At 28.5% G+C, this 25491-nt stretch carries 21 protein-coding genes and 1 other annotated feature; of the genes, 12 read left to right on the plus strand and 9 right to left on the minus strand.

Features of this window, described 5'->3' with window-relative positions; translation table 11 throughout:
* Nucleotides 1-50: 50 nt before the first annotated feature.
* From BUB83_RS00360 to BUB83_RS00380, 5 genes are all read left to right on the plus strand, one after another.
* On the plus strand, nucleotides 51-1910 hold the full coding sequence (locus BUB83_RS00360) for a DUF2207 domain-containing protein (RefSeq protein ID WP_073335839.1): 1860 nt from the start codon (nucleotides 51-53) through the stop codon (nucleotides 1908-1910).
* Between the two features lie 54 nt (nucleotides 1911-1964).
* On the plus strand, nucleotides 1965-2525 hold the full coding sequence (locus BUB83_RS00365; RefSeq protein WP_242950607.1) for a LemA family protein: 561 nt from the start codon (nucleotides 1965-1967) through the stop codon (nucleotides 2523-2525).
* 19 nt (nucleotides 2526-2544) lie between these two features.
* On the plus strand, nucleotides 2545-2898 hold the full coding sequence (locus tag BUB83_RS00370; RefSeq protein ID WP_073335841.1) for a zinc-ribbon domain-containing protein: 354 nt from the start codon (nucleotides 2545-2547) through the stop codon (nucleotides 2896-2898).
* 143 nt (nucleotides 2899-3041) lie between these two features.
* Nucleotides 3042-6275 (plus strand): SNF2 helicase associated domain-containing protein, encoded by a 3234-nt coding sequence (locus BUB83_RS00375; protein ID WP_242950608.1) that lies wholly within the window; start codon nucleotides 3042-3044, stop codon nucleotides 6273-6275.
* A gap of 59 nt (nucleotides 6276-6334) precedes the next feature.
* Entirely contained in the window at nucleotides 6335-7060 is a 726-nt protein-coding gene (locus BUB83_RS00380) for an EcsC family protein (RefSeq protein WP_073335843.1), read from the plus strand.
* Nucleotides 7061-7126: 66 nt separating this feature from the next.
* On the opposite strand, the gene purE is transcribed toward BUB83_RS00380, so the two are convergent.
* The 3 genes from purE to BUB83_RS00395 all read right to left on the minus strand — a co-directional run bounded on the left by purE (nucleotide 7127) and on the right by BUB83_RS00395 (nucleotide 9310).
* Nucleotides 7127-7609: a 5-(carboxyamino)imidazole ribonucleotide mutase gene (gene purE / locus BUB83_RS00385; RefSeq protein WP_073335845.1), complete on the minus strand. Its 483-nt coding sequence runs from the start codon at nucleotides 7607-7609 to the stop codon at nucleotides 7127-7129.
* A 15-nt stretch (nucleotides 7610-7624) separates the two neighbouring features.
* Nucleotides 7625-8788 (minus strand): 5-(carboxyamino)imidazole ribonucleotide synthase, encoded by a 1164-nt coding sequence (locus tag BUB83_RS00390; protein ID WP_073335847.1) that lies wholly within the window; start codon nucleotides 8786-8788, stop codon nucleotides 7625-7627.
* Nucleotides 8789-8947: 159 nt separating this feature from the next.
* The gene (locus BUB83_RS00395) at nucleotides 8948-9310 is read right to left on the minus strand and encodes a Na-translocating system protein MpsC family protein (protein WP_073335849.1); all 363 of its coding nucleotides are present in this window, start codon (nucleotides 9308-9310) and stop codon (nucleotides 8948-8950) included.
* 228 nt (nucleotides 9311-9538) lie between these two features.
* On the opposite strand from BUB83_RS00395, the gene BUB83_RS00400 reads away from it, so the two are divergent.
* The 7 genes from BUB83_RS00400 to BUB83_RS00430 all read left to right on the plus strand — a co-directional run bounded on the left by BUB83_RS00400 (nucleotide 9539) and on the right by BUB83_RS00430 (nucleotide 19477).
* Complete coding sequence (locus BUB83_RS00400; protein WP_073335851.1) at nucleotides 9539-9685, plus strand: YfgJ family double zinc ribbon protein; 147 nt, start codon at nucleotides 9539-9541, stop codon at nucleotides 9683-9685.
* An 80-nt stretch (nucleotides 9686-9765) separates the two neighbouring features.
* Nucleotides 9766-10317, plus strand: coding sequence for a Gx transporter family protein (locus BUB83_RS00405; RefSeq protein ID WP_073335853.1), 552 nt, complete (start codon nucleotides 9766-9768; stop codon nucleotides 10315-10317).
* A gap of 75 nt (nucleotides 10318-10392) precedes the next feature.
* On the plus strand, nucleotides 10393-12732 hold the full coding sequence (gene gshAB, locus BUB83_RS00410; protein ID WP_073335855.1) for a bifunctional glutamate--cysteine ligase GshA/glutathione synthetase GshB: 2340 nt from the start codon (nucleotides 10393-10395) through the stop codon (nucleotides 12730-12732).
* Between the two features lie 40 nt (nucleotides 12733-12772).
* Entirely contained in the window at nucleotides 12773-13645 is an 873-nt protein-coding gene (locus BUB83_RS00415) for a YitT family protein (RefSeq protein ID WP_073335857.1), read from the plus strand.
* A gap of 229 nt (nucleotides 13646-13874) precedes the next feature.
* Nucleotides 13875-15317: a DEAD/DEAH box helicase gene (locus tag BUB83_RS00420; RefSeq protein WP_073335859.1), complete on the plus strand. Its 1443-nt coding sequence runs from the start codon at nucleotides 13875-13877 to the stop codon at nucleotides 15315-15317.
* An 87-nt stretch (nucleotides 15318-15404) separates the two neighbouring features.
* Nucleotides 15405-17564 carry a DNA helicase RecQ gene (gene recQ, locus BUB83_RS00425; protein WP_073335861.1) on the plus strand — a complete coding sequence of 720 codons (2160 nt, stop codon included), beginning with the start codon at nucleotides 15405-15407 and terminating at the stop codon, nucleotides 17562-17564.
* A gap of 143 nt (nucleotides 17565-17707) precedes the next feature.
* On the plus strand, nucleotides 17708-19477 hold the full coding sequence (locus tag BUB83_RS00430; protein WP_073335863.1) for a DUF4153 domain-containing protein: 1770 nt from the start codon (nucleotides 17708-17710) through the stop codon (nucleotides 19475-19477).
* A gap of 73 nt (nucleotides 19478-19550) precedes the next feature.
* Here BUB83_RS00430 and BUB83_RS00435 read toward each other — a convergent pair whose 3' ends face one another.
* The 6 genes from BUB83_RS00435 to BUB83_RS00460 form a co-directional block, all read right to left on the minus strand.
* The gene (locus tag BUB83_RS00435; protein ID WP_073335865.1) at nucleotides 19551-19751 is read right to left on the minus strand and encodes a cold-shock protein; all 201 of its coding nucleotides are present in this window, start codon (nucleotides 19749-19751) and stop codon (nucleotides 19551-19553) included.
* 76 nt (nucleotides 19752-19827) lie between these two features.
* Nucleotides 19828-20322, minus strand: coding sequence for an acetolactate synthase small subunit (ilvN, locus tag BUB83_RS00440; RefSeq protein ID WP_073335867.1), 495 nt, complete (start codon nucleotides 20320-20322; stop codon nucleotides 19828-19830).
* 10 nt (nucleotides 20323-20332) lie between these two features.
* Complete coding sequence (ilvB, locus tag BUB83_RS00445; RefSeq protein ID WP_073335869.1) at nucleotides 20333-21937, minus strand: biosynthetic-type acetolactate synthase large subunit; 1605 nt, start codon at nucleotides 21935-21937, stop codon at nucleotides 20333-20335.
* A gap of 172 nt (nucleotides 21938-22109) precedes the next feature.
* Nucleotides 22110-22305: a binding site (T-box leader), on the minus strand.
* 143 nt (nucleotides 22306-22448) lie between these two features.
* A complete protein-coding gene (locus BUB83_RS00450; RefSeq protein ID WP_073335871.1) occupies nucleotides 22449-23447 on the minus strand; it encodes a hypothetical protein in 999 nt (332 codons plus the stop codon).
* A gap of 269 nt (nucleotides 23448-23716) precedes the next feature.
* A complete protein-coding gene (locus BUB83_RS00455; protein ID WP_073335873.1) occupies nucleotides 23717-24547 on the minus strand; it encodes a carbohydrate ABC transporter permease in 831 nt (276 codons plus the stop codon).
* The gene (locus BUB83_RS00460) at nucleotides 24547-25410 is read right to left on the minus strand and encodes a carbohydrate ABC transporter permease (RefSeq protein ID WP_073335875.1); all 864 of its coding nucleotides are present in this window, start codon (nucleotides 25408-25410) and stop codon (nucleotides 24547-24549) included. The genes BUB83_RS00455 and BUB83_RS00460 overlap by 1 nt, the downstream gene beginning before the upstream one ends.
* Between the last annotated feature and the right edge of the window lie 81 nt (nucleotides 25411-25491).

Here is a 25491-nt window from a genome sequence, read left to right on the forward strand (position 1 = left end):
TTACTAGTTAAGTGGGAAATATTTTAGGAAATTAAAATAGGGGGGATAATTTGAGAAAATTTATTAGAGTAATAAGAAATTTAATAATATTTGCAGCAGTTTGTTATATAGGATTCTTGGCATACAATAGCATTAAAGATACTAAAAGTTTCTCAGTAGATTTTTTGAATATAGAAGCTACAGTTCAGGAAGATGGTAATATGCAAGTAAGAGAAACTAGAACCTTAACATTTAAAAATGGACCTTTTACTAGAGCATTTATTGATATACCTAAGAAAGGAAGTAATGAATTAAGAAATATTTCGATTTCAGAGGGTGACAAGATATATGAGTACACTGAGGATATAACTAATAGGCCTGATGGATTTTTCAATGTATCAGAAACCTATGATAAATATCATATCGAGTGGTACTATAACGTAGTGGAGGGTACAAAAGTTTTTAATGTTGATTATTTAGTTGTGGATGCTGTAAAAGTTTATAATGATACAGCAGAGTTATATTGGAACTTTGTTGGAGATGAAAATGCGGTAGATGCTAAAGAAGTAGAGGTTATTGTTCATTTGCCACAGGGAGCAAATAAAGATGCCATAAAAGTCTTTGGGCATGGACCATTACAGGGGCAGGTCTCAATTATTAATGAAACTGAAGCAATGTGGAAGACTACAAATCTTCCAAAGAATAGATTTTTAGAAACAAGAATTTTATTCCCAATAGAAATAGTACCTAATTCACAAAATAAAGAAGATAAAAATGCCTATGATGAAATTATGGAAGAAGAAAAAGTATGGGCGGATGAAGCAGATGCTGAAAGAGCAAAACATAAGATGCTAGGGTTAGTAAATTTAGTGTTAGTTGTGGTTACTTTAGTTATTATAATAGTACTTTATATGAAAAATGGAAAAAAATTAAAGCCAAAAGTAAAATATGATTATTACAGAGAATTACCTGGGAAATATTCACCTGCGGAAATGGTTGTGTTGATGACATTTGGTAAAGTTACATCACCAGCTTTATCAGCAACTATAATGGATTTAGCTAGAAAGGGTTTTATTTCAATGGAAATTCAAGGGCAAGGGAAGAAAAGTGATGTAATTTTTCATAAACTTAAAAATATTAATGGAACTTTAATACAACATGAAAAATATATTTTCAACTTTTTATTTAGTACGGTTTCAAAAAATAAAGAAACTGTTTCCATAAATGAAATAAAAGTATTTTCCAAGAAAAATAAATCTAAAGCAAATTATTTTTGGGTAACATGGAGTGAAAAAGTTAAAAATACAGAAAAAGTGAAAAGTTTTAAAGATGAAAAATCATTTAAAACAAGGTTTTTATTGAGATTTATAGGGGTTATTTATATAGTTGCCTGGGTTGTGGTTGTGATAAAATTTGAAATGACAGAATTTAAATTTGGGGTGCCAATTGGGGCATCAATGCTTTGGATATTTTCTACACCTTTCCCAAGAAGAACAGCTTATGGAGAAGAGGAACTTATGATGTGGAAAGCTTTTAAAACATTTTTAAAAGATTTTTCTAATTTAGATAAAGCAGAACTACCACAGTTGATTTTGTGGGAACATTACTTGGTTTATGCTACAGCTTTAGGGGTTGCAAAGCAGGTATTAAAACAATTACCATATGCTTATCCAGAAATTAACAATTCTCAAACTACAAACCCAACAGGTTGGTATGGGATGTATAATAATACTTCATATAATGATAATAATTTAGCTAATATAGAATCTGTTGCCAGTATTACAACAGCTATAGCTACATTGGGAGAGTCTATTCATAGTATTTCAAACTCTTATAAAGCTAGTTCTTCTTCCAGTAGTGATGGTGGAGGAGGCGGATTTTCAGGTGGCGGTGGAGGCGGCGGCGGTGGATCCAGCTTTGGAGCAGATTAAAGGGTCGGCTTAAGAATATAGTACAACTAATATGAATAACAAGGGGGAATTATAGTGAAATTTTTAATACCAGGAGCAATCTTTTTGGTTATAACTTTTTTATTAATATGGGTAATCTCTGTATACAACAAGCTAGTTCGTATAAAAAATATGGTGCACAATAGTTGGTCACAAATAGATGTACAGTTGAAGAGAAGATTTGATTTGATTCCAAATTTAGTTGAATCTGTTAAAGCATACGCTTCTCATGAAAATGAAGTATTCACAAATATAGCACAAGCAAGAGCAACCATATCTAACGCGGGAAATATGGACCAAAGAACAGCAGGAGAAGGTGGGCTTACAGAAGCGTTGACACATTTATTTGCAATAGCAGAGAATTATCCACAGTTGAAAGCTAATGAAAATTTTATGGCACTTCAAAAGGAATTATCAGATCTTGAAACTAAGATTGCTTTTGCTAGACAATTTTATAATGATATAGTTATGAAATATAATACTAAAATTCAAACTTTCCCTACTAATATTTTAGCAGGAATTTTCGGATTTACATTCCTAGGGTATTTTGAAGTTAATAGTGGAAGAGAGAGAGAATCAGTTAGTGTTAGATTTTAATTAGGAAAGGATGAAATTAATGAATTGTGGAAACTGTGGAAGTAAACTTAGAGCAGGGGCTTCATTTTGTATTGTATGTGGAGCAGATGTAGAGGAAGCTACCAATGAATCATTATCAGTGGATAGTAGTGATAGTACACAAAGAACTGAAAATCCAATAAAAGAAATACAAAGACAAGAGGAAGAAAATAATCAACCTCAGGATAAACTCAAAGAACAGAAAAGAGAAGAAACAAAGTATGCTGAACCTGAAAGAGTGAATAATGAAGAATTTAAACAAGAGTATATAGAACAGTTTATAGTATGTCACAAGTGCGGCAATAGAGTAATAAAAGGATCAAGATTTTGCAATAGATGTGGAAAAACACTTTAAAAAACACACTACTTAAGAATTAAATATAAAAAGTAAACCACAATGTTAACCATTATAATTATGGAGGAATGTTGTGGTTGTTTATTTGTCAAAAAACTAGTCAATAATGTATAATAGTTATAATAAAATATCGAGGTGTAACTATGATTAACTTAAGTATTGATAAAATTAAGTCATTTACAAATGATATAGTTTATAAAAGGGCCATGCAAACTTATGAAGAAAATCGAATTAAAGACTTTGATTTTGAAATTATAGAGGGTTTAGGCGAAGAACTATATAAATTAAAAGCAAATGTAGAAGGGTATTTAGATGAAGATGATTTTTATACAACTGTTATAGTCTCAAAGAATAATATATTACAGTCTTATTGTTCTTGCGAAAATAACTATGGGTATAAAGGGCACTGCAAGCATATAATATCATTATTAATAAAGCTACATTTCAATTCAAAGGGAATGTATATTGAACTAAATAGAAGAAGCATAGATAAATTAATAGCTAATATCAAACATGGCAGTGGGAACTTAAGTATTCCTGAAATAGAACTTAATATGGATGTGATACTTTGTGTTGAGAAGGATTATAATAAACAAAATTATTCATTGGAATTAAAAGTTGGGGAAAAACAGCAATATATTGTTAAAAACATGAAGAAGTTTATTAATAGTATTAATGAAAAAGAAGAACTTGAGTTTGGAAAAAACTTTATTTTAAATCATAAGCAACATTATTTTAATGAAAAAGATTTAAAGCTAATAGAGATAATAAAAGATATATATGAATTTAATGCTATAAATGAATCTTACTATGGTAGTAGTCAAGGTTTTTTATTTAAAGGTAAAAAAGTATATTTGCCAGAAAATCATCTAAAAAGGGTTTTGGAAATTTTAGAAAACAAAAATTTTAATTTAAAATTTCATAATGAGGATTATCCTAGTTGTAAAATAGTAAATGAAGAACTTCCTTTAAAATTTAATATTAAGAATGAAAAAAATAATATTGTTATTAATCAAACAAATAAATTACCCATTCCTTTTACAAAAGATGGAAAGTATTTTTTTTATAATGAAGTTATTTATAAGCCTAGTAACACCCAAATTGAATTGTATAGAGGGTTATTTAATTCTTTAAGAAAAGAAAGTCAAATTTCTATCAATAAAGATTATATAGAAGAAGTTGCAAAATTTATTATACCTGCTATAAAAAATATTTCTACAGAAGTATCAATGGATAACAATGTAAAAGAAGGTTTGATTGATGAAGCTTTAAAAGCTGAAATTTATTTTGACAAAATTGATGATGTTATAACTTGTGAACTTATATTTAATTATGGAGATATAAAGATAAATCCGTTAAATGAATCTAATGAAAAAACTGAAAAAGTGGCTATAAGGGATTTAACCAATGAAAATAAAATAATTGATTTATTAAAACATTATTCTTTTCAAAAAAATTCTAAAGAATATTTTTTAGAAGAGGAAGAACAATTATTAGAATTTATAAGTGTAGGAATTGAAGAATTAGAAAAGCTATGTGAAATTTTTTATTCAAATTCTTTTAAGAATATAAAAATTTACTCATCCTCAAATGTTAAAACATCTCTTCGTATAAATGATAAAGATTTATTGGAATTTGATTTTAATATTGAGGGAGTGGAAAATAACGAATTAAAAGATGTTTTTGATGCAATTAAGATAAAAAAGAACTATTGTCGATTAAAAAATGGTGGTTTTATTCTGTTGAATTCTTTAGGGATTAATGATTTATCTGAAACTATAGAATACTTAAATATAAAATCTAGTGATTTATTGAATGCTAGTGTTACTCTTCCAAAGTATAATGCGTTATATTTAAATGAAAAATTAAAAAACAATAATGAAATAATTGTGGAAAGAAATAAAAATTTCAGAGAAACCATAAATAATTTCAAAGAAATATATGAAAATGACTTTAAGGTACCAAAAAACTTAGAAAAAACCCTTCGTGACTATCAAAAGATAGGTTTTAAATGGTTGAGAAGTTTAGATGAATTTAAATTTGGAGGAATACTAGCTGATGAAATGGGTTTAGGGAAAACTCTACAAGCAGCTTCTTTTATTAATTCAAAGATTGAAGAAAATAGCAAGAATATATTTATGGTTATTTGCCCAACTTCTTTAGTGTACAATTGGGAAAGTGAATTTAAAAAATTCACACCAGATTTGAAGACTACTTTGGTTTCAGGCTCAAAGGATTTAAGAGAAAAAATTATAAAGGACATTAAAGATGAGGATGTTATAATTACTTCTTATCCACTTATTAGAAATGATATTGAACTATATAAAGATATTTGTTTTTCGGCAGTATTTATTGATGAGGCACAAAACATAAAGAATCCTAATTCTCAAAGTGCAAAAGCAGTTAAAACTATAAATTCAAAAGTGAATTTTGCTATAACGGGAACACCCCTTGAAAATTCTTTAACAGAACTATGGTCAATATTTGATTTTATTATGCCAGGGTACTTGCTAAGTCATAGTAAGTTCTCAAAAATTTATGAAACACCTATAGTTAAAAATGGTGATAATAAAGCTTTATTAGAACTTAATAGGCATGTAAAACCATTTGTATTAAGAAGATTAAAAAAAGATGTAGCTTTAGAATTGCCACCAAAAATAGAACATAAAATAATAGTTGATTTAAGTGAAGAACAAAAGAAACTATATGCATCATATGTAGCGGCCTACAAAGAAGAAATAAATGAAGAAATAAGGAAAAATGGGTTTGGTAAAAGTAGAATTAAAATATTATCTGCTTTAACTAGATTAAGACAGATTTGTTGTGAGCCATCTATTTTTATTGAAAACTTTGAAGGAACTAGCGCAAAGATGGAAGCTTTAATGGAACTTATAGAAACTAGTATAGAAGAGAATCACAGAATACTAATATTTTCTCAATTTACAAGTGCTTTAAAGGTTATAGAAGATAATATTAAGAAAAGAAAAATTAAATACTTATACTTGGATGGAAAAACTAAAAGCCAGGATAGAATAAATTTAGTTCAGGAATTTAATGAAGGTTATGGCAGCATATTTTTAATATCTTTAAAAGCTGGTGGAACAGGGTTAAATCTTACTGGGGCAGATACGGTAATTCACTATGACCCGTGGTGGAATCCAGCGGTAGAAGATCAAGCAAGTGATAGAGCACACAGAATAGGACAAAAGAAAAATGTAGAGGTAATAAAATTAATTACAAAAGGAACTATTGAAGAAAAAATATTTGAACTTCAAGAAAAGAAAAAAGAAATTTTTAATAATGTAATGGATGAAGCAAGTGAGCAAAATTTTATAGCCAAAATGGATGAAGAAGATTTAATTGATTTATTTGTGTAAAAAAAGTATTATTCGTATTTAAAAATAATTTAAAAGAAATTGAATTTGGAGAGATATATATGAATGAATACAATTACCGAGTTAAAAATGAATTGAAAATTTGGCAGATTAAAATAAGTAAAAAACCATCTTTAATAAATAATATCACCTTAAATACTCAAAAAAAGATGAATAGCTTAATACCAGAAAAAGCGCATGAGATAATTACGGCTACTATTAAAAATATGGTTAAGGTAGTGATTTTAGGATCTAAATATACTTCTAGATTGCCTTTAGAGGATTTAAATCTAGAAAAAAGAGAAGAAATAGTAGAAGAAAAGTTTAACTTTTATCAAAAGGCAGCGACTCTCACCGGAGTTGGTACGGGAGCAGGTGGATTACTGTTAGGATTAGCTGATTTTCCAATACTTCTTAGCTTAAAGGTAAAATTTCTTTATGAAGTTGCTAGTATTTATGGATTTGACGTGAGAGACTATAGAGAAAGACTTTATATTCTTTATATCTTTCAATTAGCATTTTCTAGTGGCAAGAAAAGACTTGAAGTATATGATAAAATTTTACATTGGGAAGAATATTCAAAAACACTGCCATTAGACATTGAAAGCTTTGACTGGAGAAGTTTTCAACAAGAGTACAGAGATTATATAGATTTAGCTAAAATGCTTCAAATAGTTCCAGTTATAGGAGCGGTAGTAGGGGGATATGCTAATTATAACCTTATAAAGAAGCTTAATGAAGTTGCTAAGAATTCATACAGATTAAGAATAAAAGTTGATAATTGGTGATGCAAGTTTAAACAAAAATAAGAGATGCCTTAGCCTCTCTTATTTTTGTTGCATATACAATTAAATTTAGTTATCTATAATTGAATTTTGTAAAACATCTTGTTCCATGTTATTTTTGTAATTATTTAAAGCCATAGTTATGGAATTATCGTGAATGGCTAGAATTTTAGCGGCCATTAAAGCGGCATTTTTACTACCGTTTATAGCCATAGTAGCAACAGGAACACCTGGAGGCATTTGAGCTATTGATAAAAGTGAATCCATGCCACTTAAGTTACTAGATTTTATTGGAACACCAATTACAGGAACATTAGTTAATGAAGCCACCATGCCTGGTAAATGAGCTGCTCCACCAGCACCTGCGATTATAACAGATATGCCTCTTTCTACGCAAGAATTAGCATACTCATACATATAGTTAGGTGTTCTATGAGCGGAAACTACCATTATTTCATAATCAATATTTAATAATTTAAGAGTTTCAGCAGCTTCAGACATTACATTTAAATCAGATTTACTTCCCATGATTATACTTACTTTTAAACTCATAATATACTTCCTTTCTTAATCATTTGATTTAATTTCTAAATTTTTCAAAGCATTTAAAGATTTTTCTACAGCTAGGGATAACGAAGAATCACATACAGTAATATGACCAAGTTTTTTTAAATAATGAGTATTTTTCTTGCCATATAAGTGAACATAAATTTTATCATCTTTGAGTATTTTACTTAAACCTGCATATTGATAAGCTCCATTTACATATTCATTTCCTAAGACGTTAACCATGGCTGCAGGATAAATTAAGTCTGTGGAGCCTAGAGGTAAGCCAGTGACTATTCTTAACAATTGTTCAAACTGAGAAGTTTCACAAGCTTCTAAGGTGTAGTGTCCAGAGTTATGTGGTCTAGGAGCGATTTCATTAATATAAACCTCCCCATTTGCTGTTAGAAAAAACTCTATACAGAACAAACCTATATCATCTAAAGACTCTACAATTTTCATTGAAATTTCATGGATTTTATTTTCTATACTTGGGCTAATTTTTGCAGGTGCTTTTGTAAGTCGTAATATGCTATCCTCATGAATATTCTCTACCACAGGGTAATGATTGCACTCTTTATTTTTGCCAATTGCTATTAATATAGATAGTTCTTTTGAATAATTTATATATTTTTCAGCTAACAGATTTGTACTATTAAGTTGTTCAAAACCCCAATCTAAGTCTGTAGGACTCTTTATAACACAATTACCCTTGCCATCATAGCCACCTTTAGAACTTTTTAAAATAAAGGGAAAGCCTAGTTTTTTGCTACAATTTATTAAATCTTCTTTATTTGTTACTTTATAAAATTCGGGCACAGTAATATTAATAGATTTTAAAAAGGATTTTTGCTCATATTTATCTTGTATAAGTTTTAAAGTCTTACCAGAGGGAATAACAATATGCCCAGTATTCTCTAAATCTATTAAAATATCAGCATCTATATGCTCAAACTCATAGGTTATTACTTCACAAAGATTAGCAAGTTTTTTTATAGATTCCACATCAGAAAAGTTCGCAATTATTTTGTGATCTGCAACGCTCATGGCGGGAGCGAAGGGATTTGGATCAAGTATAGTAACAGTATAACCCAAACTTTTTGCCTTGATACTAAGCATTTTACCTAGCTGTCCACCACCTATTATACCTATATTTGCAGGTGGATTTAGTGTGAAATTAATCATATAATTCTCCTTTGTTTATAATTTTATAAAAAATCAATGTATATGTTTTTCTCGAAGCATATATAATAAAAAAGCCAACACCTGTCCCGTAAAAATAAAAGATAGGTGTTGGCTTACGCTAAGACTGGTTTAAACCCTTCTAATGGTCTTCCAAAAGTATTATTTTGTTAAAAGCTCTTGTAGATTTTCACTGACTGTTATAATTATAATTTTTTCTCCAGTTTTAGTACTAATATCTGAGTGGGTACTAATAATATCTACATCAATTATTTCCTTTAATAAATCTTCAAGATATTCCCTAGCACTTTCGAATAATGTAGTTCTTACTTTTTTTATTAATTCTACTCCAGCAATAGTTTCAGAAAGTTTTTTTTCAGAGGGATTTAAGAAACCAATTAAACGTATAATGATTAAATCCTGTATAATCATTGTGTTTATTTGTTTGGGTCCTCTTCCCATATACTCTATTTCGAACTTGCTAACAGCTTCACTTATTTTTGATTCAACTTGACCTTTTGTCATTTAATCACCATCACTAAGTTTTAATTAATATATTGATACTATATTACTAAAGATATTAACATTTATCAAGAATTTATTAAAAAAAACATAAAAATTTATTAATAAATTATCAACATATTGAATTAATATTCATTGTGATATAATTAAAGATGAAAGATTAAGAATTTATAGAATATAAAGTGGAAATATGTTAAGATTATTGAAGAAATAGATTATAGAGGTGATAAAATGGAAGACAAAAAATATTGTCCAAAATGTTTAAAAGAAATTGAAATTATTAAGGGTTGCGGGTCGGTAAGTTATTTTTGCAATAGTTGTAATGAATTGATTTCTAGTAAAAAGGTTTTAAGTAAGGAAGAAAAAGAAAAAAAATAATTTCTGCAAATACCTTAGTATTAATAAAAAGTGTCCTTTTAGATTTTTTAAGAGGACACTTAGAATTATAGGAGAGTATTATGAATAAACTTAAAGAAGAAAATAAATATAAGACTAAAAATTCCGTTAGAGATATTGTTTTGATTGCTTTGCTTGTAGCGCAAGCAATAGTACTGAGCGCTATTGAAAGACTTATACCACTACCTACTACAATACCAGGTGCGAAACTAGGATTAGCTAATATTATTACTTTAACAGCTATTTATTTATTTCCTTTCAAGGAAGCTTTTTCAGTGGTGTTATTAAAAACTATAATGACAGCTTTTGTATTAGGGTCTTTTTCAACATTCTTATATAGTTTTTCTGGGGCCGTGCTTAGTTTTGCAGTTATGTTTATTATGTATTTTATTTTAAAGGATAAGATAAGTACTATAGGTATAAGCGTAGCAGGGGCAATAGCACATAATTTGGGTCAATTGTTGATGGCAGCTTTTATCATAAAAAACCTTAATATTCTACTATACCTACCTTTTCTTATGGTCAGTGGTGTTGCCACAGGTATAATAGTAGGATTAACAACAAACTTACTTTTGAAGTATTTGAAGAAAACAAAGTTATTTAAAGTAAAATAAATATAATTTTGCAGTTATATATGAATAATTAATGATGATTAAAGGTGATTGAAATTGTATGAAGGAGTAAATAATATGAGTGAAGATAAATTTGAATTATTAAAAAGTATAAAGAAGTTAGGGATAGAAAAGGATTTAATTCAAGGGAATTTTGGTATAGAAAAAGAAAATGTTCGTGTAGATAAAAATGGTTATTTAGCATTGAGTCCTCATCCTAATGCTTTTGGAAGTAAATTAACTAATCCATATATAATAACGGATTTTTCCGAAAGTCAAATAGAGATGATAACTCCTACTTTTACAAAATTAGAAGAATGCTATGAATTTTTAGAAAATATTCACCGAATTGTATTAAATGAGTTGAAGGATGAATACCTATGGCCACAAAGTATGCCACCAAATTTGCCAGAAGAAGAATATATTCCAGTAGCAAATTATGAAGATAATGCTGATGGGAATTACCAAAGATTATATAGAGACCATATTGCAGCAGTTTATGGTAAAAAGAAATTATTGATATCAGGGATACATTATAATTTTTCTTTTGCAGATAAATTTTTAGAAACATTGTATAAGGGGTTGGGTGAAAAAGACTCTTTCAAGAATTTTAAGGATGATGTTTATCTTAAAATATGTAGAAACTTTTATAGATATAGTCCTATATTGATTTACCTTTTCGGAGCTAGTCCATCTGTGCATAGTAGCTTTGACTCAAGAGAGCTAGAAAATTTAGACAAGATTAGCGAAGATAGTTATGCTGTTCCTAAGGCTACTTCAATGAGAAATAGTGATAAAGGATATAGAAACTTAGAAAAATTTATAGTATCTTATGAAAGTGTGGAAGCTTATGCTAGAGATATAACTGCTTTAGTGGAAGCAGAATTAATTCAAAGTCCAAAAGAATATTATAGTCCAATTAGATTAAAAACAAAAAAGGATAAAAATATTCTAAAATATTTACTAGAAAAAGGAATCGATTATGTAGAATTGAGGTTTTTAGACTTAAATCCTTTAAGTAAAATAGGAATTGACTTGGAAACTTTACAATTTATACATTTGTTTATCATTTATTCTTTATTGAAAAAAGAAAAGAATAAAAAAATAGAACTATTCCATCTTGAGAATAGTGATTTAGTAGCTTCTTTTGGAAGACAGGAAGATATGCAAATTAAGATAAGTAAAGATGAAGAAGTATCTTTTGATGATTGGGCAAAAAATATTATTAATGAGATGAAAAACATGGTTAAAGAAATAGGGGTTAATGATGAATATTTTTCTTTAATAATAAAAAATGCTGAAGATAAAATCAAACACAAACATAAAAGTAATTCATCAATTATTTACGAAGGTATAAAAGAAAAAAACTATATAGATTATCATATGGGTAAGGCCATTGAATATGCAGCTTTAAATCAAATAAATCAATTTAATTTATTAGGATATGAAGATTTAGAGTTATCCACTCAAATACTTTTAAAAGATGCAATAAAAAGAGGAACAAAAGTAGAAGTAATTGATAGAAATGAAAACTTTATTATGCTTTCTAAAGATGATAAAGTCGAGTATATAAAACAAGCTACAAAAACATCTTTGGACTCCTATAGCACTGTTTTGATTATGGAAAATAAATCTGTAACAAAAATGGTATTGGAAAAAAACAATATTAGAGTTCCAGAAGGAAAAAATTATGATGAAATTATACTTGCAAAAGATGATTATTCATTGTTCAAAGGAAAAGCTATTGTAATAAAACCTAAGTCAACTAATTTTGGATTAGGGATTACTATTTTCAAAGAAGAGTTTTCTCAAAATCTATATAATAGAGCAATAGATATTGCATTTAGTCATGATTCTTCTGTTATTATTGAAGAATTTATAGAAGGTAAGGAATATAGAATATTTGTAATAGGAGATCAAGTTGTAGGAATTTTACATAGGGTTCCAGCTAATATTTGTGGTGATGGAAAGAAAACCATAAAAGAGTTAGTTTACGAAAAGAATCTAGATCCCCTTAGAGGCAAAGGTTATAAAACCCCCTTAGAAAAAATAAACCTTGGTGAGGCAGAAGAAATTTTCTTAGAAGCGCAAGGATTTAACTTTGATTATATTCCTGGTGATAATCAAATAGTATATTTGAGGGAAAATTCTAATGTGAGTACTGGGGGAGATAGTATAGATTATACAGATGATATCCCAGATGGATACAAGAAAGTAGCTATAGCTGCTGCTAGAGCAGTAGGAGCTACAATTTGTGGGGTTGATATGATGATTAAGAATTTGAATGAAGGTTATAAAGAAGAAAACTATGGCATTATAGAGTTGAATTTTAACCCGGCAATTCATATTCATTGTTATCCGTATAAAGGTAAAAATAGAAAGCTTGGAGATAAAATTCTTGATATTTTAGGATTTTAAATAGTTATAAATAAGCAAACGAATAGGAAGTGTTACCAAGATGAAAAATTTAAAGAAGACGGTAATAGAGTATATTTCAATATTAGCATCTTGTAGTATAATAGCGTTTGCTATAACTGCTATTTTGAAGCCTAATAATTTGATATCAGGGGGAGTTACGGGAGCATCAATATTGTTAGAAAAAGTAGTAAATATCAACTATACTTATATTTTTTACTTTCTTTCAATTATTGTATTGATAAGTACTTATTTTACCTTAGGAAAAAAACAAGCAGAAAAGATAGCTATATATTCTATACTTTTACCATCTACTATTGTTGTATTTGATAAGATGAATTTAAAGTTTGTTGAAAATGATATTTTTCTTTCTTGTATTTACTTTGGAATATTAATTGGAATTGGAGCAGGAATCACATTAAAAACTGGATATTCTCAAGGTGGAACTGATTCAATAGCTAAGATTATTCATAAAAAATATTTGCCCTTTGTAGGAATAAGTCAAATAATTTTAAGTGCGGATATTTCTATAATACTTCTATCCACTTTAATATTTGATTTAAGAACTGCACTTTATGGAATATTAACTCAAGTAGTAATTGCAAAAACTATTGATGTAATTTTATTTGGTTTTGGTTCTAGGAAAGTAAAAATAGAAATAATCAGTAAGGAAAGTGAAGTTATTTCTAAATTTATTATTAATGAAGTACGTCGTGGAATAAGCACCTATGAAATTAAAGGTGGTTATACAAGGAAAAGTAAAGTTAAAATAACTTGTATATGTACTCCACGAGAAGCTACTATGATTAAAACATTCATATCAAAAACAGATGTACAATCTTTTGTATACTTAACTCCAATTTTAACGGTTTGGGGTGAAGGTTTAGGCTTTGAATCTTTGATGGAAGAAAACTAAGACTGAAAAAATGCGACACTTTGGTGTTGCATTTTTTATTTTCATTACTTAAGTCAAAAAAATATTATAAAGGAATTTTCAACGGTTTATGTTATAATGAAATTTGTTGATTTTTATTAAAAACAATATGTATAAATATAAAAAATATGGTAAATAATACTGAATAAGAGTAAACAAACATTTGTTCATGTTATTATATTTAAATGAAGAAAAATGGGGTTGAATTGTATTGGATAAATTAAGTTTCGAAAATTACGGATTAAGTGATGAAGTTTTAAAAGCCATTAAGAATTTGGGATATAAAAACCCAACGGAAGTTCAGAATAAAGTACTTTCAAATTTTAAAGACAATAAAGATCTTATTGTGAAAGCTCAAACAGGTAGTGGCAAAACAGCAGCTTTTGGAATTCCTCTTTGTGATAAAATTGAAATTGAAGAAAAAAGTCCTCAAGTGTTAGTGCTTACACCTACTAGAGAACTAGCTATTCAAGTGAAAGATGACATCTCAAATATTGGAAGATTGAAAAAAATAAGAGTTACAGCAGTGTATGGAAAACAGCCTATACACATTCAAGAAAGAAATCTAAAACAAAGAATTCACATTATAGCAGGGACCCCAGGAAGAACTTTTGATCATATTATGAAAAAAAACATAGTTTTAGATAAGATAAAGTATTTAGTTATTGATGAAGCGGATAAAATGTTAAGTATGGGATTTATTGATGAGGTAGAGAGTATAATAAAAAAATTGCCAAAAGATAGAGTGACTATGCTTTTTTCAGCGACAATGCCAGAAAAGATTCAAAGAATATGTACTAAGTATATGAAAGAACCGAAAACTATAGAAATTGAAAGTAACACTTTAACTGTAGAAAAAATAACTCAAGTTTATTATGAAATTGAAAAAGAAAATAAATTCTCGCTTTTAAATAGAATTATTTATACAGAAGGAATTTTTAGCTCTATTATATTTTGCAATACCAGAGAAGAAGTTGATTATGTAGGCAGAAGTATGAGAAGAAAAGGATTTTCATCTGATGTTTTACATGGAGGAATGGAACAAAGAGATAGACTTGAAATTATGGAAAAATTCAAAAGAGGTGAATTTAAATATCTAGTGGCTACAGATGTTGCAGCACGTGGTATCCATATCGATGAATTAACTCATGTTATAAACTATGAGGTTCCATATGAAAAAGAAAGTTATGTTCATAGAATAGGTAGAACTGGTAGGGCAGGGGAGAATGGAAAAGCAATAACCTTTGTTACTCCCCATGAATACAAATTCTTCAACGAGTTAATTGATTATGTAAATGTACCTATAGAGAAAATAGAAGAACCAAGTGAAGATGAATTTTTAAAAGCTAAAGAATTAAATGAGCAAGAAATTATGGCTAAACCTAAGTTAAAGAAGAATAAAAATAGCCAAGTAAACAAAGGAATATCTAAAATCAGAATTAACTCAGGTAAAAAGAAGAAAATTAGACCAGGAGACATATTAGGTGCTATATCTAATATGCAAGGAATTTTGCCAGAAGATATAGGTATTATAGATGTTCAAGATACTATGAGTCATGTAGATATATTGAATAATAAAGGAAGTATTGTGGCAAAACAATTTGCCACTACGAAGATTAAAGGGAAAACAGTAAGTGCGAGAATTTTGAGGTAGAATTTTTGTTTTAATTTATTTGTTGATATTTGATGAATAATAAATACAGCAACATAGAAGTGTTGCCATAAAAAAGAGGTTATTAATGTGATAGAAAATGCAAGAGAAAAACTAAAAAAACATTTTGGATATGACAGCTTCAGAAAAGGACAAGAACAGGTTATTGAAGATGTTTTAAACCATAAAGATGTAGTTGCCGTAATGCCTACGGGGGCAGGTAAGTCTATTTGTTTTCAAGTTCCGGCTCTTTTATTTCCTGGAATTACGGTAGTTATTTCCCCTTTGATATCCCTGATGAAAGATCAAGTGGATAGTTTAAAGGAAGTGGGTATAAAAGCTACTTATATAAATAGTTCTTTGAGTGCAACAGAGGTTAATAATAGAATATTTAAGATGCTTTCAGGTGATTATAAGCTAGTTTATTTAGCACCGGAAAGGCTTGAATCAAGGGTTTTTGTTGATACTTTGTGTAATATGGATATATCTTTTGTTGCTGTTGATGAAGCTCATTGTATTTCACAGTGGGGTCATGACTTTAGAACAAGTTATAGAAAAATCTCCTATTTTATAAAACAAATAAACCCTAGACCAGTAGTAGGTGCGTTTACTGCTACAGCTACAGAAAAGGTTAAAGAAGATATAGCATCTTTATTAGAACTAAGAAATCCAGAAGTTTATATTACAGGTTTCGATAGAGAAAATCTTAAATTTTCTGTATTAAAAGGTGTAAATAATGAAAGTTTTATATTGGATTATTTGAGCAAAAACAAAAAAACTACGGGTATTATATATACTTCTACTAGAAAAACAGCAGAAAGTATTTATAATTCGTTGATAAAAAATAGTATTAAAGCAGGAGTTTATCATGCTGGACTTAGTGATGAGGAAAGAAATGATATGCAAAATAAATTTGCTTATGATGATATTGATGTTATTGTAGCAACTAATGCTTTTGGTATGGGTATAGATAAATCCAATGTTAGATTTGTTATTCACAATAATCTGCCTAAGAATATGGAAGCTTATTATCAAGAAGCAGGTCGTGCTGGAAGAGATGGGGAAAATTCTGAGTGTATACTTCTATTTTCACCTAGGGATATTCAACTTCAATCATATTTTATAGAAGAGGGCGGTTTATCTCCTGAAAGAAAAGCTAATGAGTATGAAAAATTAAGATTAATGGTGGATTATTGCCATACGTCTACTTGTTTAAGAAAATATATATTAGAGTATTTTGGAGATTTTTCATTGAATAGTAGTTGTGATAATTGCAGCAATTGTAATGATGAAAGAGAATTGGTTGACATAACATTAGAAGCTAAAAAAATATTTTCTTGTATATATAGAATGCAACAAAGATTTGGAAGTAATATGGTGGCCGATGTTCTAAAAGGATCAAAGGCTAAAAAAATAACTGAGAGTAGATTAAATACTTTATCTACTTACGGTATAATGGAAGAGTTTATAAAAAAAGACATTGTTGATATGATTAATGTTTTAACCGCAGATAGCTATCTAAACTTAACCAACGATGCTTACCCGGTTTTAAAGTTAACGAATAAAGCAGTAGGGGTATTAAAAGATCAGGAAACTGTCTTTATGAAAATGAATAAGGTTCAAGCAAAATTGGAACAAGATAATGATTTATTCCAAATTTTAAGAAATTTAAGAAAAGAAATTTCAATAGAAGAGTCTATACCACCTTATATTGTGTTTTCTGATGCTGTCTTAAAAGAAATGTCAACATATATGCCTTTGAATAAACCTGAGTTTTTGAATGTCAAAGGTGTTGGAGAAGTTAAGTATGAAAAATATGGAGAAAAATTCATTGAAGAAATAGAGTCCTATATTAACGAAAATGATTTAGATGTTGGTTCTTTTAGAAAAAGAATTTATGAAGATTCTTTCGCTTCCGATAAGGTAAGAGAGGGTTATAAAAGTAATAAAACACCTACGCACATAATTACTTACGAAATGTTTGCAGAGGGCAAAACCATGGATGAGATTATAGAAGAAAGAGATTTGAAAATTCGAACAGCAGAAGATCATGTGGTGAAATCTTTAAAAGAGGGTATGAAAATAGATATAAAAAGAATTGAAAATATAGTACCTAAAGAATATATTGGGTTAATAGAAGAAGCAATAAAAAAATGTGAAGAAGACAGATTATCACCAGTTAAAGAAATGTTACCTGATGAGGTAGATTATTTCTGGATTAAGCTTGTGAAATATGGAATAGTATGTTGAAGTATAAATAAAAGAGGAACTTTGTTCCTCTTTTATTTATTGTCTAAAAACAATATGGTATAATTAAGGTGAATTAAAAGAAAATTCAGAATAAAAGCAGTTACTTCAATAACTATATATTTAACACACGAGGAGTGAGAAAGATGAAAAAAAACAGATTAAATATGAAGCAATGGATAATGAAATCAGCAAAAGCAGTTTATAGTACGTTTTATAGATTCCCTAGTACAATAATAATATTTTTAATACTAGCAGCAATTTTTATTTTTCGCATAGAGACCCCCTATGATAAGATTCAAGATATTTCTGAAAAACTAGATAGGGTAACAGCTGTTTTATTTTTATCAGTTCCATTTACCTTAGGAATTAGCAATATTATAGAAAGGTTTTATAATAGATTATTTAAATGGATTTTTCCTTTAATATGGATTAGTGAAATTTTATTTGTTTATCTTTATTATTCTTTTCTTTTAAAAGACATAGAAATGCAACCGATGGTAAGGTTATTGTTGCTTTCAGTAGCATTTGGTTTAGTTTTTTTACTCATGCCTTATTACTATAGTAAAAATAACTTTGAGATCTATATAACAAAAGTTATTTCAAGGTTACTTATAAGTATATTTTATACAATTGTATTAGGCTTGGGATTAATGGCAATTTTATTTGCAGTTAAATCTTTACTATATGAAGGAATGAGTGAAAATCTTTATATTTATTCGTGGATAATAGCATGGAACATATTTGCACCAATTTATTTTTTATATGGATACCCTAAGATAGAAGATAAATTTGATGACCAGGATTATAATATGGTTTTAAAGATTCTATTATCTTATATAGTACTACCGTTAATTACGGCTTACACTGTGGTTTTATATTTGTATTTTGCTAAGATTATTATTACAGGAGTGTGGCCTAGTGGAATAGTATCTTATTTAGTTGTTTTTTATGCAGCCATTAGTATAGTTACAGTTTTCTTGATTTGGCCTTTAAGGAATTTTAGTAGATGGGTAAGGATATTTACAGAGGGAGTAACTAAAATAATTCTACCTTTACTAGCAATGATGTTTGTATCTATAAGTATACGTATAAGCGAATTTGGAGTAACTGAAAATAGATATTTCATTTTAATTATAGGGCTTTGGGCAACCTTTGCCATGATTTTTATAGCTTTTAATAAAGGAAAAAATAATATTGTTTTGTTTATTAGTTTGGCGTTAATATGCATCATAGCAGTTGTTGGACCATTAAGTGCTTTTAATATATCTATAAAAAGTCAAAATAATAGATTTTATAAAATAGTTTCTAAATATGATATGTTAAATGAAGGAAAAGTTATGCATCAAAATTCTAAGGTATCAGAAAAAGACCAAAAGGAAATCACAGGGATAATTAGTTACTTTGATAGTTCACATAGCCTAGATAAGTTAGAATATCTACCAGATGACTATAATAGGAGTGATATGAAGAAGGTATTTGGGTTTGAAGAGTATTATGGAAGTAATGATAATATTGGTAATTTCTATTACTATAGAGCAGATGTTTATCCAATAGACACAAAGGGATTTTCAGAAATATATAAATTTGATAAATATAACAATGGATTATCTTCAAATAATAAAGAGGGTTTAAGTTTTAATATTGATGAGGATAATAAGCTGATAGTTAGTAGTAGTAGTAGTAGTAGTGAAATTTTCACATTGAACTTGTCACAAGTTGTAGATGAGCTAAATAAAAAGTATGGATTTAATAGGGAAGATGAGTTAATACCAAAGGAAGATTTAATGATAAAGGATGAAAATAATGATATAGAAATTAAAGTAATAATAACTAATGTTAGTGGAAATAAAAAAAGTGAAGAGGTTACTTTAATTGATTATTTAGAAGGTTATGTTTTAGTAAAGTATAAATAAATAATAAAAAGAGAAGGGTATTTTCATTACCTTCTCTTTTTATATATAAATGTGTTAATTATTTATATGATAATTAAAGTTTAACTACGTTAGCAGCTTGTGGACCTTTAGCGCCATTTGTCAATTCGAATTGAACTTCTTGACCTTCTTCTAAAGATTTGAATCCATCTCCTTGAAGTGCTGAGAAATGTACGAATACATCTTCTTCTCCGTCTACTGATATAAATCCAAATCCTTTTTCGTTGTTAAACCATTTTACTATTCCGTTTTTCATTGTAAAGCCTCCAAAAATTTTATTTGTAATTTACTTACTGATTAAGATTATCATAAGTAAAACATCTTGTCAAAGGTTATTTTGAGCAAGCAGTTCCTCTTTCAAGGGCGGTTAATCCTGTTCTTGCAATCTTTTTTATACCATAAGGTCTAACTAGATTTATGAATGCTTCTACTTTGTTTTGGTCACCAGTAACCTCAATAGTCATGCTTTTTGTATCCATATCTATTATCTTACATCTAAATATATTTACAGCCTCATTAATAGAGGATTTTGCAGCAGCATCAGATGCAGAAACCTTTATTAATGCAAGCTCTCTATAAACAGATTTATCACTTTCTAAAACAACAACTTTTATTACGTCTATTAATTTATTTAGTTGCTTATTAATTTGCTCAAGCATGTATTCATCACCAATGACAACTATAGTCATCCTAGAAAGGGAGGGGTCCTCGGTGGGACCAACAGTTAATGAATAAATATTATATCCTCTTCTACTGAAAAGGCCAGAGATCTTAGTTAAAACGCTAGGTTGATTTTCTACTAATACAGATAAAACGTAAGTATTCATATTTTCCTCCTTAAAGAGTTTTTTGATCTTTTGATACCAAGCAATTAATTAAAAAAGAGCCTTCAGTATTCATAGCTTCATGGATTACATCCTTTAATTGACTATTTTCATATACTTTTCGTCCTTTTATATTGTAAGCTTCAGCTAATTTTATAAAATCAGGATTTTTGATTAAATCAATTCCATTTGTTGCTTTGTAGACTTTATTTTGAAATTCATTTACCATGCCTAGCACACCATTTTCAAAGAGTAATATGATGATATCTAAATTATTTGCAAGAATAGTTCCTAATTCAAACATACACATTTGAAAACCACCATCACCACAAATTGCTACAACTCTTTTGTCAGGATTTCCAATTTTAGCGCCTACAGCTGAAGGAATGGAATAGCCCATTGTCCCTAAGCCACCGGAAGTTAGAAATCTTCTTTCGCCATAAATATGAAAATGATGAGCAGTCCATATTTGATTTTGTCCAACATCTGTAGTTATTATTGCATCATCTTCAATCATATCTGATATAAGATTTAAAGCAAATTTAGGACATACATAATCATTCATTCCAAAATTTGGAGATTCTCTTTTGTTTAAATTTATTTCTTTTATCCAATCCTCGGTATCAATAACTTTTATATCTTTATTTATTTCTTGTAAAATATATTTTGAATCACCGACTAAAGGAATAGAAGTTCCTAAATTTTTTCCTATTTCAGCAGGATCAATATCAATGTGTATAAGATCTGCATTTTTAGCGAAAGTTGAGCCACCAGTGGCTCTATCAGCAACTCTAGTACCTATCAAGATGATTAAATCTGCTTCTTTTACTGCTTTGTTAGCATGAGCTTTTCCGTGAGTGCCAATTAAACCTATATAATAGTTAGAGTTAGAGTTTATTCCATCCTTAGCCATTAAAGTATGAACTACAGGAATATGGGATTTGTTTATAAATTCTTTTAACTCATCCTCAGCATTTGCAGAAATTATACCACCACCAATACAAACAAGAGGTTTTTTGCTTTTTTCTATACGATGAATTGCTCGTTGTATTTGTAATTTGTGACCTTCTGTAGTAGGTTTATAACCTCTAATGTTGGCTTCTTCAGGATATTCAAAATTAATTTCCATTTTTTGAATGTCTAGAGGAATATCTATTAAAACAGGGCCTTTTCTACCACTTCCTGCAATGTAGAAAGCCTCTTTAAAAATTCTTGGAATATCATTTACATCTTTAATTAAGTAATTATGTTTTGTAAAAGATGCGGTTGCCCCAATTGTATCTGCTTCTTGAAAAATATCTTTTCCTATAAGATTTGATTCAATTTGACCTGTAATAACCACCAATGGAATAGAATCCATATAAGCAGTTGCTATAGCTGTTATTAGATTTGTTGCGCCTGGTCCAGAAGTCCCTATACATACCCCTATGCTTCGGGTGGATCTAGCATATCCGGAAGCACTATGACCGGCAGCTTGTTCATGTCTTACTAAAATATGGTCTATACTAGACGTTCTTAGAGCTTCGTAAAGTGGAACCACAGGTACACCTGGATATCCGAATACTTTAGTAACATTCTCTTTCTCTAAACATTTTACAATTGCTTCAGAACCGATCATATTAATGTCCTCCATTTGATTTTATTTCTTTTCATAATAATCCCCCTTTAATAAACTTGTTCTTAATAGTCCGAAAATAGATATTGTTTATATTTATACTGCTTAATCAATAAAAAATATAAAATAAAAGGTGTTTATAAAAATTATATTGAACGCAAAAAAGACAGACTGTCTCTGGGGCGAGAAGTCTATCGCGGTACCACCCATATTTATAACTTATTTGAATAACGGCTAGGCCGGCACAGCTTACTATTAATTTCAGCTTGCAGCTCCAGGGTGAGGTTCAACAAAAAATAACTCATGGGCTCTCAGCAACCCCACTCTCTGTAAAGTATCAAATGTTTACTTATCCCTATCATGGCTTTTGATTGAAGTGTATAAACTTACAATATTTTGTTTATTGTTGTATATCTTACTACGGGCAAAGAAAAATGTCAATGTTTATATCAGAATTTACTGATTATTTATGAGTGTTACAAAAAAAATAAACTTATTTTGACAAAATACAAAATTAATTAACTAAATTTTGGAAATTGTAGTTTTTGATCTTATTATACGAAGAATCTTTTTTTAAAAGATATAGATCTCTTTCTTTATATATATTATCCAGAAAAGATTTTGTATCACTGAGAGCTGAATTTACTTTAGGTTTAAGAATGTGGTACTGGTTCAAATCATTTTTAATGGATTTATTCAATTGTTTTGGAGTTTCTAGCAGTGATATATTTTCGTATATAGCAAAAGTAGGTGAAACACAACTGTGAATTAAACTCTTTACTAAATCATATTCTTCCTTAGTAAAAAATATGTTTGATGTATCAGAAGTTTTAATTGCATCAACTTTTATTTCCATATCTTCGTAATAATAATAATTTTCTTCCAAGGATTTAATTATTTCAAGTATGGAAGATTTGCTATTTGATTCTAAATATTCCGATGATAAACAATAGAGTTTTTCGGACTCGGTAATATACTCTTCAATAAGGTCTACAAGATTACCGTTTTTATTTAAATTTTCTATTATAAGCTCCTTTTCCTCTAATTTGGTTTTGTTATAATTATAATCAATTACAAGAGAGGATAATTCATTGATATCACTTATATTATTCGAAAATGAGTAGGTTTCTTGAAAATTTTTTAAAAACAATTCAAGTTCATTTAAATCGTAAGAAGAGGTCATGTTGATATAATTAATGCCTTTAATAAACTCAGTTTGTGATATGGATTGAAGTTTATTTATTTTATCATTGGCTTTATTATTAAGGGTATTATATGTATAAGTATTATTAAAATGTTGTAACTTGTTAAAAGCATCATTGAAGTTGTTAGTTTCAATTAAATAATCTATATTGGACAAAATTTTTGATGCTTCATAATAATTTAATAATTGATATCCTATAATTAAAAATAGCAAAAAAAAGATTGAAATAAAGGATATAATAATATATTTTATGGGTTTAGATTTTTGATAAATATTTGATTTTTCTAATTTTACTAATGAAAAATTCAAATTAACACTCCTTTCTGATAGATGTAAGATCGGGTTACATTAGAAGATTAATGCTTATGTAAGAAAGTAAGTAAAATGAAAAAACAATACTAGAAAACTGAAAATAAAAGTGATACTTAAGCCCTTCTAAATTATGTTTCATATTATATTTATTAAGATTCATTTAAGAATAGAATAGAAATATTTGAATTTTAGATAAATTTAAAATTAATTAATATTAATTTAGTTAAAAATCAGTAAAAAAATAAGAGTTTTGATAAACAAAACTCTTATTTTATGCTCCCGGCTGTTATAGATTTTATTATATGTTTTTGTGCTACAGCATAGAAAATAATAACAGGTATTATAGCTAGTATTAATCCAGCTAAAGCTAAATGCCATTGCTTAGTGTATTCTCCAAAAAAGAAGAAGGTTCTAAGTGGTATTGTTTGTGTGTCGGGTTTGTTTATTACTAATGAAGGTAACAAGAAATCATTCCATATCCAAACTGTATTTAAAATTGCAACTGTAACAGAAATAGGTTTTAATAATGGAAATATAATTTTCCAAAAGGTTTGAAATTTGTTGCAGCCATCAATCATTGCAGCTTCATCTAACTCTTTAGGTATACCTTTAAGAAAACCATGGTAAAGGAATACGGATAATGAAGTACCAAAACCTAAGTACATAAATACTATACCACCCATATTTAATAAATTCAATTTACCCATTACTCTAACAAGGGGTAACATAACTGCTTGAAAGGGAATTAGCATTGATGAAATAAACAAGTAGAATATGAAAGAACTTGCTTTTGATTTTGTTCTTTCAAGCATCCAAGCTGCCATTGAAGTGAATAATATTATGACGATAACGCTTGTTATTACAACAAATAAAGAATTCCTTAATGCTTTTAAATAATCTAGTCTATCAAAGGCTTCAACAAAATTATCAAAATTCCAAGCTAAAGGTAGAGCTAAAGTACTTTGAAAAAGCTCTTTCTTAGTTTTAAAGGCATTTAATATAATTATATAGAAAGGGGATAGATATAATAAAGCTAACATCAGGCTTAAAAGTATTATTGGTAAATTTTTTATTTTAAATTGTTTTTTTTCTTTCATTATACTTCCACCTCATTTTTCTTTGACATATATACTTGAGTAATTGTTATTAATCCAACTATAAAGAAGAAGATTACAGCCTTAGCTTGAGCTACTCCCATTAAGTTAAATTTGAATGCAGTGTTATATATATTCATTGCCAACATTTGAGTTTGATTAGCTGGACCACCGCCTGTTAAAGATAAGTTTTGATCATAAAGTTTAAAGGAGTTTGATAAAGTTAAGAATAAACTTACTGTAAAAGCTGGTCTAACTAAAGGCATTACTATATGCTTAGTTCGTTGAAGTAATGTAGCACCATCAATTTGAGAAGCCTCTATTAATTCTTGTGGAATATTTTGTAAAGCAGCAATATAAATAACCATCAAATATCCTGCCATTTGCCAAGACATTAATATAATAAGTCCATAAAAGCCCGTAGTTTCGTTAGATAACCAACCCAATAACCAACTCTGACCTGTTGCTTTTCCAAGAGTTGCAAATACTTGAGTAAAAATAAATTGCCATATAAATCCTAGTATAAGTCCACCAATAAGATTTGGCATAAAAAATATTGTTCTTAAGCCATTACTAAATTTTGATTCTCTAGTAACCAATAAAGCCAAGCCAAATCCTAAAATATTTAAAACTATAACAGATGCTATTGTAAATTTAGTAGTAAACCAAAAAGATTTACCAAAAGTCGCATCTTTAAAAGCAACTATATAATTTTCAAAGCCTATCCAATGAATAGAAGAACTAATTCCATTCCAATCCGTAAAAGAATAGTATATGCCTGAAAGTAGTGGTATAAGTTGAACTACTGTAAAAGCAATTAATACAGGTGCAACGAATATCCAAAATGAGATCTTATTATTTCTCATATGCACTCACTCCTAACTTAAAATTAATTTATTGTTATTAGAAAAATCCTGGAGGAGCTTTATTAAACTTATCCAGGATTA

Origin of the sequence: Clostridium grantii DSM 8605, from assembly GCF_900129965.1 — a bacterium.
In the GTDB taxonomy this organism is placed as follows: domain Bacteria; phylum Bacillota; class Clostridia; order Clostridiales; family Clostridiaceae; genus Clostridium_AF; species Clostridium_AF grantii.